Raw genomic sequence first — 18,099 nt, 5'->3', positions numbered from 1 at the left:
CACCCGGTGTAGCTCATCCTTGACAACAGCCGCATCCACCGGGCCAATCTCCTCAAAGGCGTCTCACTTTATTCCCCAGGCATCACACCATATGCACCCCATGGATAAGACTCAGTGATGTTCATAGTCCTCGAATTCCCATTGGCCAATCCTACCGAGTTTTTCCGCAACCTCAGCCCATTCATCCCCCTGCACTGCAGCCACTTTTCGGTGGAGATAAGCTTCGATTTGATCACGATCGAAGTCCCGGACGATCAGGTAATGGCGACCATCCAAGCACCCTTCCTCTTCGACACGCCCCTGTATCCACTGTGGCGAACATACTACCAAACTGAACGACTCTCCCCCCTCTTCACCCACTGGACCAATGTACATTTGCAAGAGAATCGCGAATGCGTCCTTACCTCTTGGCCCTTCAGTGGGCCAATCGATATCTGGGCTAATGAATTCCTTTATCTCTGCTCTCATCTGTCACTCTCACTCAATATGAAGATGACCATTCCCCTGCCATCCACCTTCAGGCTTCAAGCGCCATTCAAAATTGGCTTGATAATTTCCCCAATTTGGCTTATAGCTAGGCGCCCGATACTGACGTAGTCCATCTCGACTGATATATAGGCGTTCACCATTTTTTTTGTTGACGACCCTATAGTTCGAGCCCACCCACGCTCTGCCCGCGAGTTCCGCCTCCTCTACAGTTCCCTTGCCGAGACCAAAGTTGCCCTTCTTCTTCCCGGCGGTCCGTACTATATTACTGATCTTCACCCACCCGCAGTCAACCTTACAAATATCGTTGGCGGTTTTGGCCGCTTTGCCGATCTTCGGCGCATACTTGGCCAGTGCGGCCAGCGTTTTAGCACCAGTCGCGACAACCCCACCCACTACCATGAAATTGCCCACAAACAATAAGCAGGAACCGAAATTCCCTTGTACACATTTGTCGGCATCCTCGAAGAAGAAATCCATGGTGCCCTTCATCAACTTCCACAGCCAACCATCCTTGGACTGCTTTTGGCTCTGTGCAGTCTGGAAAAGGACCCATGCATCAGGCTTTGAAATTCCCGCCTCTTTACGAAGTCGCGAACAGGTCGTTGTACTGTAGGCATCGCTGCTGTCCAGGCATGCTTTCAGAAACTTCTCTACTGCTACGGCTTCATCCGCAGCCTTCTGCATAGCATCACATTTTTGGCGGCCGAACGCCTTTCTGCATGCCATTTCATTAGCGAAGCCCGGCTCATCCGGAATGCCCGCCGCACCTCCTTGGGCGGCCATAATCTGCGCATCAAACCACGCCTTAAATATAGCCGCGAAACCCGCATCGGCATATGCGGCTGCAATCGCTGCGTCAATTCCCTTCTTGGCGCCGGACCAGAAGCCTTCCCAGATCCCTGTTCCATCCGGGAGATGACCCACCAGCTTCATTTCCTCTTTGGTCATCACGATGATGCCACTTAGATCGAAAGGGCCGCCGCGGCAGACACCGATGGCGCAAACGCCTCCGCTGGGAATATCAGTAACTGGACTGCCTTCTCCGCAGAGATAGAGACCATACGATTTACCACTCGCGCAGATATCACCGGAATAACCCGTGGTATCTCCCCATCCAGAACCGATGCCCACTGAGGCGTTGACGGTTGCGTGGCCGGTGGGGTCGATGCCGGTCAACGGTGAGGCGTTGGCGTAGGTGTAGCGGTTGGCCTGCACGGACGGGTTCGGGTTGAGGGTGGCGGTGTCGCGGCTGGCGAAGGTGCCGGTGCCAGGCTGGTACCAGCGGGCGTGCATGTTGACCTTGCCGGTGTCCGGATCGGTGTACTCGCCCTGATAGCCAAGGCCTGCTTTGAGACCCGTCTCAGCGGTGATCTCCCCAAAGGGATCGTACGCAGTAGATCCCGCGATACCGGTGCCAGTGAACGTGCCGACGAGGTCACCGTGGAGGTCGTTGAAGGCGGCGGTTGCCGGGTCGGTTCCTTCCTGGAGTCCGAGCAGTGCGCCGAAGGCGTCACGGGCGTACTTGGCGTCAACTGTCCCGCTCGTGCTGATGGCGGCCAGGTCGTTGCCGGGGCCGGAGTAGGCGAAGGTCTGGTTGCTGGTGCCGCGGATGCGTCTGGTCACGCGGTCGAAGGCGTCGTAGCTGTAGAGGCTGTCGCCGTCAGCGATCAGGCGGTCGAAGGCGTCGAAGGTGAGCTGAGTGGTGACGCCGGCCTTGGTCTGGCTCGCGAGGGTGCCGCGTGGGGTGTACGTATAGTCGGTGCCGTCGCCGGAGGTCAGGCGGTTGCGTTCGTCATAGGTGTAGGTCTTGGCGCCGGCCTTGGTGCGGTTGCCAGCTGCGTCCCACTCATAGGCGGTGGCGGTGCCGTTGGGCGCTGTCCAGGAAGTGAGCCGGTTGGCGTGGTCGTAGCTGTAAGTGTTCGTGCCTGACCCGGCCAAGCCTGATGTGGTCTTGGTGGTGAGGTTGTCGTCGAGGTCCCAGCCATAGGTGATCTTCGCTAGCTCGCTGCCGGAGCCACTCTTCAAGGTCTGAGACGTGGCACGGCCCATGTCGTCATAGCCGATGGAATGGGTGTTGGCCGGGTTCGTAGAGGTCAGGCTGGTGACGCGGTTGGCCTTGTCGTAGCCGTAGGTCCAGGTGCGGCCGGTGACCGGGTCGGTCGCGGTGGCGGCGCGGTTGGCGTTATCCCAGGTGAAGTTCGCGGTGCCGGCGGCGTCCACTCGCTGGGTGAGGTTGCCGTTGGCGTCGTAGGCCATGGTGATGGGCTGGCCTGTCGGCGACGTCATCTTGGTGAGCAGGCCACGGTCGTTGTACTCGAGCGTGTAGTCGCCCGCGGTCGTCAGGCGGTCGGCGGAGTCGTAGCCGAGGGTGCGCTCAGCGGTGGCGGAGCCGCCGCCCGATCCGTTCTCATGGGTGAGGCGGCCGAGGTGGTCGTACGTGCGGTCGATGCGGACGCCGCCCGGCTGCAGGATCGCCGTGTTGTTGCCTGCCTGATCGTAGCTGTAGGTCCAGGTACGGTCGGCCTCGTTCGGGTGCTGGGCGGTGGCCGGTTCGATGACGCGCTCGACGAGGCCGAGGCTGTTGTAGGTGGTCCAGGTGGCGTTGCCGCGGCCGTCGGTCAGGCGGGTCCGCGCGCCGGTGGCGTCGTAGCCGAAGCGGGTGACGATCTCTTCGTTCGCCTTGACCGGTTCGGTGAGGCTGGTGAGCCGGTTGAGGGCGTCGTAGGCGTGCCGGATGGTGTGCTGCTCGGCGGAGGTCTCGCTGATCACGTTGCCGACCGGGTCGTAGCCGAGGCCGATCGTGCGCAAGGTGTTGCCCGCGCCGTTGAGGGATTTGACTTCGACGGGGCGGCCGGCAAGGTCGTAGCTGGTGGCGGTGGCGTTCAGGGTGGCGTCACGCACGCGGAGCAGCCGGCCGGCCAGGTCATAGGTGTTGGTGGTGGTGTTGTTGGCGGGGTCGGTCGCTGAGGTGACTTCGCCTGCGGCGTTGACCACGTACGAGGTGGTCTTGTTGCCGGGAGCGACTGCCTTGGTCAGGAAGCCTGCGTCGTTGTAGGTGAACTCGGTGGTGTAGGCCGCGTTGGTCGGTCTGCGCTCGATCTCGGTTTCGGTGATCTTGCGGCCGAGGTCGTCGTAGGTCGCCTGGACGCGGGCGCCCGTGGGGTCGACGGCTGCCAGTTGCTGACCGATGAGGTCGTACTCCGCGACGGACACGCCGCCCGGTCCTGACGGGCCGGGGTCGGTCGTGCGTACGAGGTTGCCGAGGGCGTCGTACTCGAGGGTGGTGTCGTAGCCGCGCGGGTCGGTGGTCTTAACGAGGCGTCCCGCAGGGTCATATTGATGAGTGATGCTCGGTGTGACCGCTGTGCCACCTGGCGGGGTGTAAGCGGGGGATGTCACCGCCACAACCCGGCTCGCCTTGTCGTAGGCCGTGGTGAGGGTGCGGCCCTCGGCGTCCACCTGGTGGGTCTGGTTGCCGGACGTGTCGTACCCGGAGCGGACCGTCGGCCGCGTGCTGGTCGCTTCCGCGCCGGCCTTGTCCACCTGGACGGCGGGCGCCTTGGCCTCGATGAGGCGGCCGAGCGCGTCGTAGCGGTTGTCCGTCGTGAAGTGCGCTGCCGTCGCGCCGTCCGCATTGCCGCGGGGATCGGTGACGGCCGTGACCAGACCACGGTCGTCCACGGTCCAGGTGGTGATGAGGTCCTGGTCGCCGTTCTCGACCGTCTGGCGCGTCTTGATGCCTGCGGCGTTGTACGCGTAGCTGACGATCTCTTCGCGGGTGCTGCCGGCGCCCGTGCGCGTTTCCTTCGTCGTCAAGTTGTTGGCGTCGTACTCGAAGACGGTCCTCCTGTTGAGGGAGGTAGGGAGCGAGCCGGGGTCGAGGGTGGTGGAGGTGAGCCTGCCAGCCGGGTCGTACGCGTAGTCGGTGTGTGTGAGGCCGCCGCCCGTGACCATGCGGGTGCGGTTGCCCGCCGCGTCGTACGTGTTCTTCTCCAAGACAACGTTCTTGGGGGTGGTCGAACCGTTGAGCTTGACGCCGTCCGCGATGACCTCTGAGAGCAGGTTGTCGCCGAAGTATTTGTAAGAGGTTTTACGGCCCGTCGCATTGGCGGCAGTCGCGACGACGGTGGCGGCCAGGCGGCCTCCGGCGTCGTAGGAGCGTGATTCCAGCACGATCTCAGTAGCCGGTTGCGGGTTGACGGGGCTGCCCGTCCAGTTCTTGAGGGTGCGGGTGGCCAACTCTCCGCGCTTGGTGTAGGTGTGGCCGAACACCGAGCCGACCTCGTCGGTGACGGTGTCCACCAATCCGAGGTTGTTCCAGGTGCTGCGGACGACACCGCCTTCGGGACCCGTGCTGGTCTTCCCGTTGCTGTGGTCATCGTAGGTGTACGTAGTCGTGCGCTCGGGGTCGCCGCCCGTCAGGTCGGCGATGGTCTCGGTGAGCTTGTTGCCGTCGGGGTCGTAGGTGTAGCGGATCTGCGCCGTGTGGGTCACGTCGCTGATCTCGTTCTTGATCCCCGCTCCCGTTTTGGTGAGTGGCCGACCAAGGTGGTCATAGGTGAAGGTGGTCTTCACACCACCGGGATGGGCCTGGGAGATCTGGTTGCTCGTCTTGACGCGGCCGAGCGCGTCGTACTCGAACCGGCTTACCAGGCCGGTCGGCTCGGTCTGTTCCCCCAGATCGCCCGATGCCGTGTAGCGCAGCGTCCAGGTGTTGTTCTTCGGGTCTGTCCAGGTCTTCAACAGGCCGGCCGGAGCGGTTCCGCTGTCGACAGCTGGTTCGGTCCCGTCGGTGTACGTGACCGAAATCGATCGCCCGGTGGGGAAGTCAGGTGTGGCCGGGGTCGTTTCCTTGATCTGCTCGCCGTACTCGTTGTACTCGATTTTCGTGAGGTATCTGTTGTCCGTCTCGCCCGACGAACGCGCGTCTCGATAAGTGAGTTGGCGGTCGTTCAGCGGATCGAACTCGTCATCCTCATCCACGTGATAGGTGGCGTATTCCCGGTGGCACGTATTCGAAGTTCTGCAGGTCCTGACGCTGAGCACGTTGCCGCGTTTGTCGTTGTACTGGCGAGTGACGTTTCCGTTCCGGTCCGTCACCCTGCTCAGAAAGCCGCCGGTGTCGTATTTGTACTCGGCCTTGAAGTTTTCCTGGTCGATCTCATGAACGATACGGTTTCCACGCCATTCGTCATATCCGTGGGTCACCGTGCCGTTCCGCGGATCGGTGATCTTGACAGTGGCGACCTTGTTGATCCAGTCCGTGCCCGGCTTTCCGAGCTGCCACGTTCCTCCGTGGCGGTCGGTGTGCGTCTTGAGACGATCAGTGGCTGTGTCGTAGGTGTTCTCTGCCCAGATCCGCCCTGATGGCCGGGTGATCTTTTTCAGCTTGTTCGGCGCCACAGCACGAGCCGCATAGTGCCCCTGGATCTCGGTGCCGGTGAGAGGCTTCCCGTAAATGGCGAACTCATCGATCGAGCCCTTGAAAGCGAAGGCACCACTGGTGTTGGGCCCCCCGGGCACATCAGTGGACCACCGGCTGGCGCGGTCACCACTGCCGATATAGGCATACGACCGATACTCAGGGTAGAGAGCTCCGTTGAGCTCGCCCACCGGCTGGCCGTCCAGGAAGAGCTGCTGGTGTGAGCCATTGACGTTCAGCACGACATGGTGCCACTGATCGTCATTGACCGGGTTGGCGCTGGTGATCGGCGTGTACACCCACGACCCGCTGCTGTTCCTGATCTCGCCCAACTGGCCGCGCAGCCGTCCGTCGATACCGACATACAAGACGGGCTGCGTGGCCCCGAACTCGTAACCGAACTGGGCGGCGGAGAAGATGATGCCGTTCTGCGAGGTCTTGAACCAGCCTTCGATCGACACTTGGTCCCGGAGCCGGGCCAGCAGGTAGAACGGCAGTGCGACATGCGACTTGGTGAAGCCGCCGGCGGTGTCCGTGCTGCCTTCCAGCGCGCCGGGGCCTCCTACGGTGACACTGGTGTAGATACCGGCACGTCCGTCGCTGCCCTCGTTGGCGGCAGGCTCGTGCTGTGCGTCTCCAAGCCGCCAGTAGCCGACGGGGTCGGAGTCGCGGACAAGTCCTCGATAGCGTGACCCGTCCTGGTAGCTGTAGGTCGCGCAGTTCGGGGCGGCGACCGGAGCGCAGACCGACGTGAGGGTGTCGCCACTGTAGCTGTAGGTCCAGGTGGCGCTCTCACCGTCCACCGGGTCGGTGGATACGGACGCCACCCGTGAACCTGACCAGGTGAAGTGGAGAGACCTCCCTCCAGCGCCTGTGGCGCGGCTCAACTTGCCGTCGCTGCCGTACTCCAGCGTCTGCTCGCGGCCACGTGCGTCTGATATCCGCAGCAGGCGCCCCGACGAGTCGAAGTGGAAGCTGGTCGACGACTTGTCCATGAGGCGCCAGCCACCGCCGTCAACTTCGGCGAGTTTGGCGTGCATGCCAGGGGGCGGTTGGTAGCTGCCGTCGCCCTTGTCCGCGAAGCGCACCCGCCGGCCATCTGGATAGTGGACCAGGACGCCGTCGGGTTCCTGCACCAGCTTCATGTCCCAGACGGTCGTCCACCCCGCGCCGAAGATTCCATCGGCCCGGGTGTCCAGACTGTTATACGTCCGGGTCACGGCGAGAGGCGGACCCGCTACGGATACCTGTGCGTCCGTTACGGTCGTCGTGTAGTTTCCGGAAATCGGGGAGAACTCTCCGGATCCTTCCGCTCCAAGGAGCGAGCTGCTCAACGGTTGACGGGCGCCAGTGGTGAACGACTGCCTGTCGCTCTGATCCGAGTCACTGCTTACGGGGTCGACGACGCGAACCCACCACTCGTATTCCTGACCCCATTTAAGGGTGCCCGCCGGGACACGCCACGTGTTCTCTCCTCGTAGCCTGCCCGACTGGAAACACTCGGGGGTGGGCGGCGGATTCTCGAAGTCCGGCTCCTCCGCTTCTTCCAGTACTTCGCACACGTTGTAGAAGAAGTTGAAATCAGCCTGGGTGCCTCCGCCCAAGCTGTCCACCTCGACGGTGAGGAGTGGCGTCAGGGTTCCCACGAGCGTGCCATGCTCCGGATACACATCTTCGATCAGCGGCCAGCCCAAGGCCGCCTGCTCGCGCTGCTCGGCGCGAGTGACACCTGACGGCAGTTCCCTGGACGCCGTCTCTTGCCCCAGAGGAAGCCGATTCTCCAATCGCAGGGCACCCTTCACCGGTGCTTGTGGCTCATCCACATCTGGTTCAGCGTCGCTCTCAGCACGAGTGACCGAACCGCTTACCACACTCGGCAGAATGCCTGCCGTACCTCTCATCTGCTGCGGTACGATCACGTCTACTTGCTCGGCATGGTTCGCATCCGCAATGAGCGAATCGGCCTGTACGGGTCCAACGGAAAGTGTGACAAGCCCTGGCAACAAAGCCACCAGCATGAACGAAACAAGCCATGCCGAACGAGCCCATGACAAAGTCCGGCGCATACGCCGTCACACTCCGAACCCAACGAGGCGTCAGAAACGCCGACCGTCAACCCCATCCGGCTGACAGGTAATGGGACGCCTGACTCGCTCGGCTCGGAGCTGTATAGCAAACGGGCAAAGCGTAACTTTTGCATGATCACCCGACAAGGGGCACTTTCGTGATCATGTGGGGACGGAGTGCGACCTTCCTGTTGCATGACACGCCTGGCGTCTCGCGCGTCCGCAACTTCAATGCGGCGTCGCCCTGAGCAGAGAAAGATGCCCTTCCCCATCGGAGGAAGGGCATCTGCTTGTGGGCAACTCTCTGTCAGCTCCCGGTGCCGAATCCGTCGAGCGCTTCCCGCTCCTCAAGACTCTGCAGTTCCTGGAATATGGTGATGTGCAAGTCACCCGGCGCATCGAGACGAGCGTTGAGCGATTGCCAGGGCGTGACGGTCGGCGGCGCGACCTCATCAGCTCCGGCTGACACCAGACGGTCAACCGTCCCCTGCGTGTCGTCGACCTCGAACGCGACCCGCAACTTCGGCGCCACCTGCCGACCCACCTCCACATCGTCGATCATCCGCTTCTGCGCCGGATTAGCGATCTCCAACGTCGCTCGCCCCGCCTCCAGGATCACCACCTCAGCTCCGTCACCCCCGGAGAAGGCCGCCTGCTCCGGCAGACCCAGCACGTCCCGGTAGAAGGCGACGGCCGCCTCGTAATCCTCTGCCTCCACCACCAGCCGCAACTGCCGGACCGCCCCCTGCGCGCGCTCACTCGACATGATCATCCCTTCACTCGGAAATCCCCAGCGTGGCACACCCGTGTGGGCATCTGGAACGCCTTCGGATCAGAGTGCATCCCCGGTCAGTAGGTGATCCCATAGCCGCATCGTTTCGGCGGCGGGCAGCCATGAGCTCTCGCTGACCCGTCTGCCGCCGGACCACCGCACAGTCCGGCGGATGTGGACCAGGCCGCCCGCCGTGCACAGCTCGTACACGGTCGGGACACAGTCGCACGTGTGGCTGCGCACCCTGACTGAGCCGCAGCGCAGCATCGGTTCCGACCAGTCGATCGCGACATGGCCTTTCCGCAGGGGCGGAAGGTGGGTTCCGACGCACTCGTCTCGCAGCATTCTTGGCCTCCGAGCAATCATGAAGACCGACCAGCGGCCGGACACGGATGGGGAACATGCCGGTTCGGGCAGCAGATCATGCCGATGGTGACGAACCGGCCACCGTGTAGCCACTCGCCCCACTGCACGTCCACACCCCGGGGCAGCAGGTCGCGAGCGGTCTCCAGCCGCTCCTCGACCGGGACCGGCTCCGGCAGGAACAGCGTCGTGCGCGCCTTGCCGTACTCTTCGGCCATCCAGGTCACCGCTGCGGCCACCACCTCGAAGGTGCCAGCCATCCGTGACACGGGCTTGAGCAACCAGTCGCCGGTGCGCATCGGCGGTAGCGGGGAGGCGGAGAAGCCGGGTGAGGTGGGGCGGCGGTCGGCTTCGTTGGCGCGTTCCATTCCCAGACCGCTCCACTGATAGGCGTGCCAATGCATGGTGAGGCGCTCCCGATAAGGTTGGGCGGCGGCGGCCCTGCTTGCTTTGATCAGGCAGGGACCGCCGTCGTCGCGGGTGACGCCTACAGCGTGGACAGGCCGGCGGCGCGAAGCTCGTCACCGGTGAACCGGAGCGTCCCGGCATCCGGGTTCTTCGAGTCACGCACGGCGTAGGCGTCCTCCACACCCGGGATGGGTGCGATCAGCACGCAGCTCTCCATGTCCTCCTCCTGCTGATTTCCTCCGCAGACCCGGCTGAACGACACCTCACCGAGATGACAGCCGTACAAATCCACCATGTGATCTCCTTCCTACGAGCAGTGGACCCGCTGGCCCAATAGCAAGACATCATAAGACCTCTGCATACCTTATGGAAGGTAGTCGAGTGTTTCCACAGGTCATCGATCTAATACGGTCTCCCCATGGCCCTCGAGGACAGAAGCGACCGAATCGACCATTATGGGGCGAAGCTGGTCTGGCAACAGGTGGCGGATGATGTCGAAGCGGAGATCGCCTCGGGCGTACTCTCACCGGGCGCCAAAATGCCGACTGAGCTGGAGATGGCCAGCCAATATGGGGTCTCACGCGTGACGGTCCGCCGCGCGGTCAAAGACCTTGCTGCACGGGACCTACTCGTGGTCGTTCACGGACGTGGCACATTCGTCGCGCAACAAGCTTCACCAGGCTGACAGTGCCGGCATCGGGAAGCCCGAACCCGAACCACTGCGTGCGAGCGGCCACGTCCATCGGCGCGACCGCTCGCGAAAAACGAAGGTGCTCAGCTGAAGTTGACGTCGCTGCAGAAGTAGTACGTCTGGTCCATGTGGGACGCCTTCCAGATCGTGTAGATCACGTGGCGGCCGGTGCGCGAGCCCTTGGTCAGGCTGGTGATCAGGTAGTTCTCGGCGGGCGCGTACCGGGGTGTCTCGCGGACGAGTTCCAGGTGGTTCCAGCCGAGCGGGGTCGTGGTGGCGTTGTAGCCCTGGCGGGTGATGTAGACCCTGATGTAGTCGGCGCCGTGGCGGGCCTGGTCGTGCAGCCGCATGCTGAACGAACTGCCGACGTTCGTCGTGGTCCAGGCGCCGGGGGTGTCCATGGAGCGGTAGCGGCCGTCCTGGGTCCGGCCGGCGCTGCAGAGCTGGCCGTTGGGGACGGCGGCCTGGTGGTTGCCGCCGACGTTGTCGCGGTAGAGGCCGTTCCAGTTCCACATCGCGTTGGTGTTGTCCTGCCAGGCCTGCCAGCACATCGGGTCCTGCTGCTGCATGGCGGGGTTCTGGAAGTCGCTGCCCCAGCGCAGCCAGCAGCCGTAGTTGCGGGAGGCGGGGTCGACGATCGAGCCGTGCGCCGAGGCGGTGCCGGTCAGGGGCATGGCGAGGAGGGTCACCGTGGCGGCGAGCAGCGCGAGGATGCGCCGCGCCCGGCGGCGGGGTCCGGCGTGGGACATAGTGCGGTCTCCGTGTTCCGGTAGGGGGCCGGTGGTGGGAGCGCTCCGTCCGGTGACGGTATCTGACCGCGGAAGGCGACGCCAATGACGGCGGGATGTCAAGGGCCGAAGTGGACGAACCTACCAGGGGATGAGCTGGGGAAAGGGCTTTCCGAAGCAGGCTCGTACAGGTGAAAATTTCAGCGGTAGCCGGGGTTGGCGACGGCGAGTTTGGCGCGTACGGCCTCCTTCAGGAAGGGCGCCAGCATGGGGTTGTCGTCGAGGCGGCCCTCGCGGATCGCGGCGGCGAGCTCGGCGTCGGAGGCGACGCCGAGGGCCGCCAGGCGGGTCTCGTGGTCGAGTGCCTGGGACGGGCCGAGGTCGATCTCGCGTTCGACCATGGCGAGCACGTTGATGGCGACCCTGGTGTGGAAGCGGACCCGGCCCTCGGCCGCCGGGAGCACGTCCGTTTCGAGGAACTCACGGACCGCGGCGACCAGCTGGGCAGATGTCGGGGCGTCGTGCATGCTGTTCTCCGTTGACCGGACAGTCGTTTTCGGTTGAGATCCTTGCATGAGTTTCGCCGTGCCTGACAGGGTCCGCCCGCTGCGGGATGCCGTGTACGCGTTCATGACCGAGCGGGTGGAGCCCGCGGAGCGCGCCATCGAGGAAGGCGGCCGGGAGGCGCTCCGCGAGCTGCAGGAGGAGGCGAAGAAGGAAGGGCTCTGGGCGCTCGGGCACCCGAAGGAGCTGGGCGGCGGCGGGCTGCCGTTCCTCGACTACGTGTACGTGAACGAGGTGCAGGGGCGCAGTGAGTACGGGCAGCTCGCGCTCGGCACGTACACCTTGCAGGACTCGCTCATGCTGTACGAGCACGGGACCGCCGAGCAGCGGGAGCGCTATCTGGCGCCGCTGGTGCGGGCCGAGATCTCGCCGAGCTTCGCGATGACCGAGCCGGCGGTGTCGAGCAGCGACCCGACGCAGATCGCGACGCGGGCGGTGCTCGACGGCGACGAGTGGGTGGTGAGCGGGCACAAGTGGTTCACCACGGGCGCGTCGCAGGCGGCGTACACGACCGTGATGTGCCGGACCGAGGAGGACGCGCCGCCGCACCTGGCGTTCTCGATGATCCTGGTGCCGACGGACACGCCCGGTTACACGATCGTGCGGGAGACGCCGGTGCTCGGGCTGAACGGGTCGCACTGCGAGGTGCGGTACGAGGACGTGCGGGTGCCCGCGGCCAACCTGCTGGGGCCGCGCGGGCACGGGTTCGTGATCGCGCAGAAGCGGCTCGGGCCGGGGCGGATCTTCCACTGCATGCGGTGGCTGGGGCAGGCGCAGCGGGCGTTCGACCTGATGTGCCGCCGGTTGCACGAGCGGACGGCGTTCGGCGAGCCGCTGGCGAAGAAGCAGCTGATGCGGCAGCACGTGTTCGACTCGTACGCGGAGATCCAGGCGGCGCGGCTGCTGACGCTGCAGGCGGCGGAGGCGGTCGACGCCGGGGGCGGCGCGCGGGTGGAGATCGGCGCGATCAAGGTGGTCGGGGCGCGGATGCTGCACAACGTGATCGACCGGGCGATCCAGGTGCACGGGGCGGCGGGGCTGACTCCGGACACGCCGCTGGACCGGATGTACCGGCACGCGCGGGCCGGGCGGATCTACGACGGGCCGGACGAGGTGCACATCGACTCGGTGGGGCGGCGGATACTCGGCGAGTACGCGGGCGGCGGCAACTGGGAGTTCGGGCTCCGGTGACCGACGTCGACGCGGTGGTGCGGGAGGCCTTCGGCGGCGGGGCCTCGGTCGAGGGGCGGGTGCGGCTGCCGGGCGGGGCGTCGCGGGAGACGTGGGCGCTGGACGTGGTCACGCCTGACGGGGTACGTCATCCGCTGATCCTGCGGTCGGGGGCCGAGGGCGGGCTGGGCGCCGGGCTGGCGGCCGAGGCGGGGTTGATGCGGGCCGCGCGGGAGGCCGGGGTGCCGGTGCCCGGCGTGGTGGCGGCGGCTGATTCGTACGTGCTCATGGAGCGGATCGAGGGTGAGACGATCCCGCGGCGGATCCTGCGGGACGACGCCTTCCGCGAGGCGAGGCCGCGGCTGGCCGCGCAGTGCGGGGAGGCGCTGGCGGCGATCCACCGGATGCCGCTGTCCGCGCTCCCCCAGGCCGGCGCGGCAGGCGCGGCGGACGATCCGCTGGATCAGTGGCGGGCGGCGCTGGACATGGCCGGGGAGCCGCATCCGGTCTTCGAGCTGGCCCTGCGGCGCCTGGCGGCGGCGCGGCCGGAGCGCGGCCGGCGGACCGTGGTGCACGGCGACTTCCGCAACGGCAACCTGATCGTCGGGCCCGAGGGCGTCAGGGCGGTGCTCGACTGGGAGCTGGCGCACGCCGGCGACCCGCTGGAGGACCTCGGCTGGCTGTGCGTCAAGGCGTGGCGGTTCGGGTCGCCGCTGCCGGTGGGCGGTTTCGGGTCCTACGACGACCTCGTGACCTCGTACGAGAAGGCGTCGGGACACCCGGTGGACCGGGAGGCGCTGCGCTGGTGGGAGACGTTCGGGGTGCTCAAGTGGGGCGTCATCTGCGTCGTGCAGGCCCGGCGGCACCTCACCGGCGAGTCGCGGTCGGTGGAGCTGGCGGCGATCGGGCGGCGGGTGTGCGAGAACGAGTGGGACCTGCTGGCCATGCTGGAGGAAAACCCGTTGCGGTGACTCACGCCGGGGCAGCACGCTGAAGCGGTGGCCATCCTCGAGGCGATCAAGCTGGTCAAGCGGTTCGGCCCGGTCACCGCGGTCGACGAGGTGAGTTTCGGCGTAGGCCAGGGCGAGGTCGTGGGGCTGCTGGGCCTCAACGGGGCGGGCAAGTCGACGACGCTCCACATGCTGCTGGGGCTGATCACTCCCGACGCGGGCCAGGTGCGGGTCTTCGGGCTGGATCTGGCGCGGCACCGCGTCGAGGTGCTCAGCCAGGTCAACTTCGCCGCCAGCTACGTGGACCTCCCGGGGCCGCTGCTGGTGCACGAGGTGCTGGACGCGTTCGCCCGCCTCTACGCGGTGCGGCGGCCGAAGGCGCGGGTGGCGGAGATGATCGAGCTGCTGGAGCTGGGGCCGCTGCGCGGGCGGCGGATGATGGACCTGTCGTCCGGCCAGCGCACCCGGGTGCAGCTGGCCAAGGCGCTGCTGAACGCGCCCCGGCTGCTGGTGCTCGACGAGCCGACGGCCAACCTCGACCCCGACGCGGGCGACCGCATCCGCGGCCTGCTGTCGCGGGTGGCCAGGGAGAACGGCAGCGCGATGCTGATCACCTCGCACAACATGCGCGAGGTGGAGCGGATGTGCGACCGCATCAACTTCATGGCGGCCGGGCGGATCGTCGCCGCGGGGACGGCCGCGGAGCTGGCCGGTCACTACGGGGCCGTGGACCTGGAAGAGGTGTTCCTTAAGGTGGCGCGCGGATGACGACTCTGACGCTGCCCCCGCTCGGGGCGGCCGCCCGGCGACAGCGGATCCTCGGCGTGGTGCGGCGCGACTTCGCGGCTCTGCGGCGCAGCCCGATCCGGATGTTCGAGATCCTGTTCTGGCCGACGGTCGAGCTGGTGCTGTGGGGGTTCGTGACGCTCTTCCTGCAGTCGCAGCGGGTGCCGTTCGTGGTCACGTTCCTGCTCGGCGCGGTGCTGCTGTGGCAGGTGCTGCAGAAGGCCAGCAACGAGATCTCCATCGCCTTCCTGGAGGACATCTGGTCCAGGAACCTGCTGAACGTCCAGGTCAGCCCGCTGTCCAGCGTGGAGTACGTGACAGGGCTGATGCTGTTCGCGCTGGGCAAGGTCGCGGTCGCGGTCATGGTCATGGCGGGGCTGGCGTACGCGCTGTACGGGTTCGGGGTGATGACCCTGGGCGTGGGGCTGGTGCCGTTCATGGGGGTGCTGCTGGTGTTCGGCTGGTCGCTCGGGCTGGTCGGCATCTCGGCGGTGCTCAGGTTCGGCGAGAACGCGCAGGTGATCGCCTGGTCGCTGGTGTTCGTGGTGCAGCCGCTCGCGGGGATCTTCTACCCGGTCTCGGTGCTGCCGGAGCCGCTGCGGGTGGTGGCCTGGTTCACGCCCGCGTCCCACGTGTTCGAGGGGATGCGCACGGTCATGGCGGGCGGCGCGGTGCCGTGGGACCGGATGGCGTGGGCGGCGGGGCTGAACGTGGTCTACGTGGCGGCGACGCTGGCGCTGTTCGGGTGGGCGCTGCGGTATGCCCGGCGGCACGGGAAATTGTCCCGGTTCGGCGACTGACGGCGCGCCCTTCCGGGATTAGTGTCGAACGCATGAAGATCACTCCGAACAGCGGGACCGGGTCCGGGGCCATCACCCCCGACGGTTCCTCCGTCGAGGTCTACAAGAGGATCAAGCCGCGCGAGGAGCCGGACGTCGTGGCCGGCCAGGTGCCGGTCGGCGGGTCGGTGCTCGACCTGGGGGCGGGCGTGGGGCGGGTGACGCACGCCCTGATCGAGCGCGGCTTCGAGGTGGTCGCGGTCGACGAGTCGGCCGAGATGCTGGCCGAGGTGCGCGGCGTGGAGACCGTGCTCACCCGTATCCAGGACCTGCGGCTGGGGCGGCGCTTCGACGGGGTCCTGATGGCCTCGAACCTCGTGCACACCGCCGACGAGGAGGGACGGCAGGGCCTGCTGGAGGCGTGCGCGCGGCACGTGGCGGAGGACGGGGCGGTGCTGATCCAGTGGACGCCGCCGGAGCGGCACGACGCCTGGGAGGTCGGCCGCGGCCGCACCGAGGGCGACATGCGGATCGAGATGTCAGCGCTGGAGGAGGTCGCTCCCGGCGTGGTCAACGCCACCATGCGGTCCGTGTGCGGGGAGCACGAGTGGACGCAGTCGTTCACCTCGCGACGGCTGTCGGACGACCAGCTGGCGGCCGCCCTTGAGGCGGCGGGGCTGCGGCTGGACCGGTTCCTGACCGACGACAGAACCTGGGTGAAGGCGGTGCCCTCGACCGGTTCGTGACCGGTTCCGCCGCTCGGTGAGGGCTCTGGAGCGGGCGCTGATCGACTGGCAGACTGCCCCCAGGGGAAACGCCATCCGGGAGGTAACCGTGTCCGACGAGTTCGACGTCATCGTGATCGGAGCAGGCCCGGCCGGTGAGAACGTCGCCCAGCGGGCGGTGCGCGGCGGGCTGTCGGCCGCGGTCGTGGAGGAGCGGCTGGCGGGCGGCGAGTGTTCCTACTGGGCGTGCATCCCGAGCAAGGCGCTGCTGCGCCCGGTCGAGCTGGCCGCCGACGTGTCCCGGGTGCCGGGCCTGGAGGTGGGGCCGATCGACACGCGGGCGGTGCTGGCCCGCCGCGACGAGGCGGTCAGCCGCTACGACGACGCCGGCCAGGTGGGGTGGATCGAGAGCGTGCCCGCCACGTTCGTGCGCGGGCGCGGCAGGCTCGACGGCCCGCGGCGGGTGGTCGTCGACACCCCGGACGGCGGCGAGCGGGTGCTGATCGCCCGCCACGCCGTGGTGCTGGCGACCGGCAGCGTCGCCTCGGTGCCGCCGGTGCCGGGGCTGAGGGAGGCGGAGCCGTGGACCAGCCACGAGGTGACCGCCGCCTCCTCGGTGCCCGACCGGCTCGCGGTGATCGGCGGCGGCGTGGTCGGCTGCGAGATGGCGCAGGCCATGCACGGGCTGGGCGCCAGGCAGACGACGATGCTGGTGCGCGGCGGAGGGCTGCTGGAGCGGATGGAGCCGTTCGCGGGTGAGCTGCTGGCCGAGTCGTTCGCGGCCGCCGGGATCGATGTGCGGCCGCACACCTCGGCGGAGCGGGTGGAGCGGCCGGAGCCGGGCGGCAAGGTGACCGTCCACCTGCCGGAGGGCCCGCCGATCGAGGCCGACGAGGTGCTGGTCGCGACCGGCCGCAGACCCGCCACCAAGGGGCTGGGGCTGGAGAGCGTCGGGCTGCCGGCGGACCGGCCGGTCGAGGTGGACGACAGCCTGCGCGCCACCGGCGTGGACGGCGGCTGGCTGTACGCGGTGGGCGACGTCAACGGGCGCAACCTGCTCACCCACATGGGCAAGTACCAGGCGCGGGCGTGCGGTGACGTCATCGCGGCCCGGGCCAGGGGTGAGGCCGACGACCTGCCGGGGATGCGCGCGGTCGCCGACGGGTTCGGGCCGCCGCAGGTGGTGTTCACCGACCCGCAGATCTGCTCGGTCGGGCGCACCGAGTCGGCCGCGCGCGAGGCCGGGTTCCGGGTGCGGGCGGTCGAGTACGATCTCGCGGACGTGTCCGGCGCCTACCTGCTCGGCGACGGCTACCGCGGCCGGGCCAAGGCGGTGGTGGACGAGGATCGCAAGGTGCTGCTGGGCGTCACGTTCGCCGGGCCGGGCACGGCCGAGCTGCTCCACTCGGCGACCGTCGCGGTGACCGGCGAGGTGCCGCTGGAGCGGCTCTGGCACGCCGTGCCGTCGTTCCCGACGGTGAGCGAGGTGTGGCTGCGGCTGCTGGAGGCCTACGGTTTGTGACCGCCGCGCAGGTAGGCGACGGTCATCTCGCCCACCATGCGGCGCAGCCGGTCGCGGTGTTCGGGCGCGGCCATGTCGCGCCCGAACAGCGCGCCGAACGTGTGCTGGTTGGCCACCCGGAAGAAGCAGAACGCGCTGATCATCATGTGCACGTCGACGGCGTCGGCCTCGGTGTCGAAGTCGCCGCTGGCCCGGCCCGCCTCCAGGATGCGCTCGATGACGCCGAGCACGGGCGTGCCGAGGTTGGCCAGGGCCTGCGACTTGCGTATGTGCTCGGCCCCGTGGATGTTCTCGATCGCGACGAGCTTGATGAAGTCGCGGTGGGCCTCGTGGTGGTCGAAGGTCAGCTGCGCGAGCGTGCGGATCGCCTCGACCGGCGCCAGGTGCTCCACGTCGAGGTCGCGCTCGGCGGCGCGGACCTCGGAGTAGGCCTTCTCCAGGACGGCGATGTAGAGCTTCTCCTTGCTGCCGAAGTAGTAGTAGATCATGCGCTTGGTGGTGCGCATCAGCTCGGCGATCTCGTCGACCCGCGCCCCCGCGTAACCGCGCCTGGCGAACTCCCGCTGGGCGACCTCGAGGATCTCCGCCCTGGTGCGGTCGGCGTCGCGCCGTCGCTCACCGGTGGCTGGCTGCGAGGTCATGTGACTCCACGGGACGGCGGGGA

The 18,099-nt window shown here is 66.9% G+C and carries 15 protein-coding genes; 7 read left to right on the top strand and 8 right to left on the bottom strand.

Annotation, left to right across the window (positions count from 1 at the left end):
- Nucleotides 1-111 precede the first annotated feature (111 nt).
- The 5 genes from ACZ6YG_RS12485 to ACZ6YG_RS12465 all read right to left on the bottom strand — a co-directional run bounded on the left by ACZ6YG_RS12485 (nucleotide 112) and on the right by ACZ6YG_RS12465 (nucleotide 9,815).
- Nucleotides 112-468, bottom strand: coding sequence for an Imm8 family immunity protein (locus tag ACZ6YG_RS12485; RefSeq protein ID WP_466018027.1), 357 nt, complete (start codon nucleotides 466-468; stop codon nucleotides 112-114).
- A 9-nt stretch (nucleotides 469-477) separates the two neighbouring features.
- On the bottom strand, nucleotides 478-7,929 hold the full coding sequence (locus ACZ6YG_RS12480; RefSeq protein ID WP_466018026.1) for an RHS repeat-associated core domain-containing protein: 7,452 nt from the start codon (nucleotides 7,927-7,929) through the stop codon (nucleotides 478-480).
- Between the two features lie 355 nt (nucleotides 7,930-8,284).
- The gene (locus ACZ6YG_RS12475; RefSeq protein ID WP_466018025.1) at nucleotides 8,285-8,743 is read right to left on the bottom strand and encodes a VOC family protein; all 459 of its coding nucleotides are present in this window, start codon (nucleotides 8,741-8,743) and stop codon (nucleotides 8,285-8,287) included.
- A gap of 368 nt (nucleotides 8,744-9,111) precedes the next feature.
- Nucleotides 9,112-9,516 (bottom strand): hypothetical protein, encoded by a 405-nt coding sequence (locus ACZ6YG_RS12470; protein ID WP_466018024.1) that lies wholly within the window; start codon nucleotides 9,514-9,516, stop codon nucleotides 9,112-9,114.
- A gap of 83 nt (nucleotides 9,517-9,599) precedes the next feature.
- The gene (locus ACZ6YG_RS12465) at nucleotides 9,600-9,815 is read right to left on the bottom strand and encodes a DUF397 domain-containing protein (protein WP_466018023.1); all 216 of its coding nucleotides are present in this window, start codon (nucleotides 9,813-9,815) and stop codon (nucleotides 9,600-9,602) included.
- A 123-nt stretch (nucleotides 9,816-9,938) separates the two neighbouring features.
- Between ACZ6YG_RS12465 and ACZ6YG_RS12460 the strand changes: the two genes are divergently transcribed.
- The gene (locus ACZ6YG_RS12460) at nucleotides 9,939-10,205 is read left to right on the top strand and encodes a GntR family transcriptional regulator (protein ID WP_466018022.1); all 267 of its coding nucleotides are present in this window, start codon (nucleotides 9,939-9,941) and stop codon (nucleotides 10,203-10,205) included.
- A gap of 89 nt (nucleotides 10,206-10,294) precedes the next feature.
- Here the strand turns inward: ACZ6YG_RS12460 and ACZ6YG_RS12455 are convergent, their stop codons facing one another.
- Together ACZ6YG_RS12455 and ACZ6YG_RS12450 are read right to left on the bottom strand one after the other, a co-directional pair.
- Nucleotides 10,295-10,960, bottom strand: a complete 666-nt coding sequence (locus tag ACZ6YG_RS12455; RefSeq protein ID WP_466018021.1) for a lytic polysaccharide monooxygenase auxiliary activity family 9 protein — start codon at nucleotides 10,958-10,960, stop codon at nucleotides 10,295-10,297.
- A gap of 179 nt (nucleotides 10,961-11,139) precedes the next feature.
- Nucleotides 11,140-11,466, bottom strand: coding sequence for a DUF6285 domain-containing protein (locus ACZ6YG_RS12450; protein WP_466018020.1), 327 nt, complete (start codon nucleotides 11,464-11,466; stop codon nucleotides 11,140-11,142).
- A 46-nt stretch (nucleotides 11,467-11,512) separates the two neighbouring features.
- Between ACZ6YG_RS12450 and ACZ6YG_RS12445 the strand changes: the two genes are divergently transcribed.
- The 6 genes from ACZ6YG_RS12445 to ACZ6YG_RS12420 all read left to right on the top strand — a co-directional run bounded on the left by ACZ6YG_RS12445 (nucleotide 11,513) and on the right by ACZ6YG_RS12420 (nucleotide 17,435).
- Nucleotides 11,513-12,694, top strand: a complete 1,182-nt coding sequence (locus ACZ6YG_RS12445) for an acyl-CoA dehydrogenase family protein (RefSeq protein WP_148032001.1) — start codon at nucleotides 11,513-11,515, stop codon at nucleotides 12,692-12,694.
- Complete coding sequence (locus ACZ6YG_RS12440; protein ID WP_466018019.1) at nucleotides 12,691-13,644, top strand: phosphotransferase family protein; 954 nt, start codon at nucleotides 12,691-12,693, stop codon at nucleotides 13,642-13,644. The genes ACZ6YG_RS12445 and ACZ6YG_RS12440 overlap by 4 nt, the downstream gene beginning before the upstream one ends.
- A gap of 27 nt (nucleotides 13,645-13,671) precedes the next feature.
- Nucleotides 13,672-14,391 (top strand): ABC transporter ATP-binding protein, encoded by a 720-nt coding sequence (locus ACZ6YG_RS12435; RefSeq protein ID WP_466018018.1) that lies wholly within the window; start codon nucleotides 13,672-13,674, stop codon nucleotides 14,389-14,391.
- Nucleotides 14,388-15,209 (top strand): ABC transporter permease, encoded by an 822-nt coding sequence (locus ACZ6YG_RS12430; protein WP_148032004.1) that lies wholly within the window; start codon nucleotides 14,388-14,390, stop codon nucleotides 15,207-15,209. The genes ACZ6YG_RS12435 and ACZ6YG_RS12430 overlap by 4 nt, the downstream gene beginning before the upstream one ends.
- Before the next feature lie 32 nt (nucleotides 15,210-15,241).
- Nucleotides 15,242-15,934, top strand: coding sequence for a class I SAM-dependent methyltransferase (locus ACZ6YG_RS12425; RefSeq protein ID WP_466018017.1), 693 nt, complete (start codon nucleotides 15,242-15,244; stop codon nucleotides 15,932-15,934).
- 88 nt (nucleotides 15,935-16,022) lie between these two features.
- A complete protein-coding gene (locus ACZ6YG_RS12420) occupies nucleotides 16,023-17,435 on the top strand; it encodes a dihydrolipoyl dehydrogenase family protein (protein WP_466018016.1) in 1,413 nt (470 codons plus the stop codon).
- On the opposite strand, the gene ACZ6YG_RS12415 is transcribed toward ACZ6YG_RS12420, so the two are convergent.
- Nucleotides 17,423-18,076, bottom strand: coding sequence for a TetR/AcrR family transcriptional regulator (locus ACZ6YG_RS12415; protein WP_148032007.1), 654 nt, complete (start codon nucleotides 18,074-18,076; stop codon nucleotides 17,423-17,425). The genes ACZ6YG_RS12420 and ACZ6YG_RS12415 overlap by 13 nt on opposite strands.
- Nucleotides 18,077-18,099: the final 23 nt, after the last annotated feature.

The sequence above is a fragment of the Nonomuraea sp. NPDC054003 genome (genome assembly GCF_055585125.1).
Note: the sequence above shows the minus strand (reverse complement) of the source record. Positions and strands in the feature narration are given on the sequence as shown.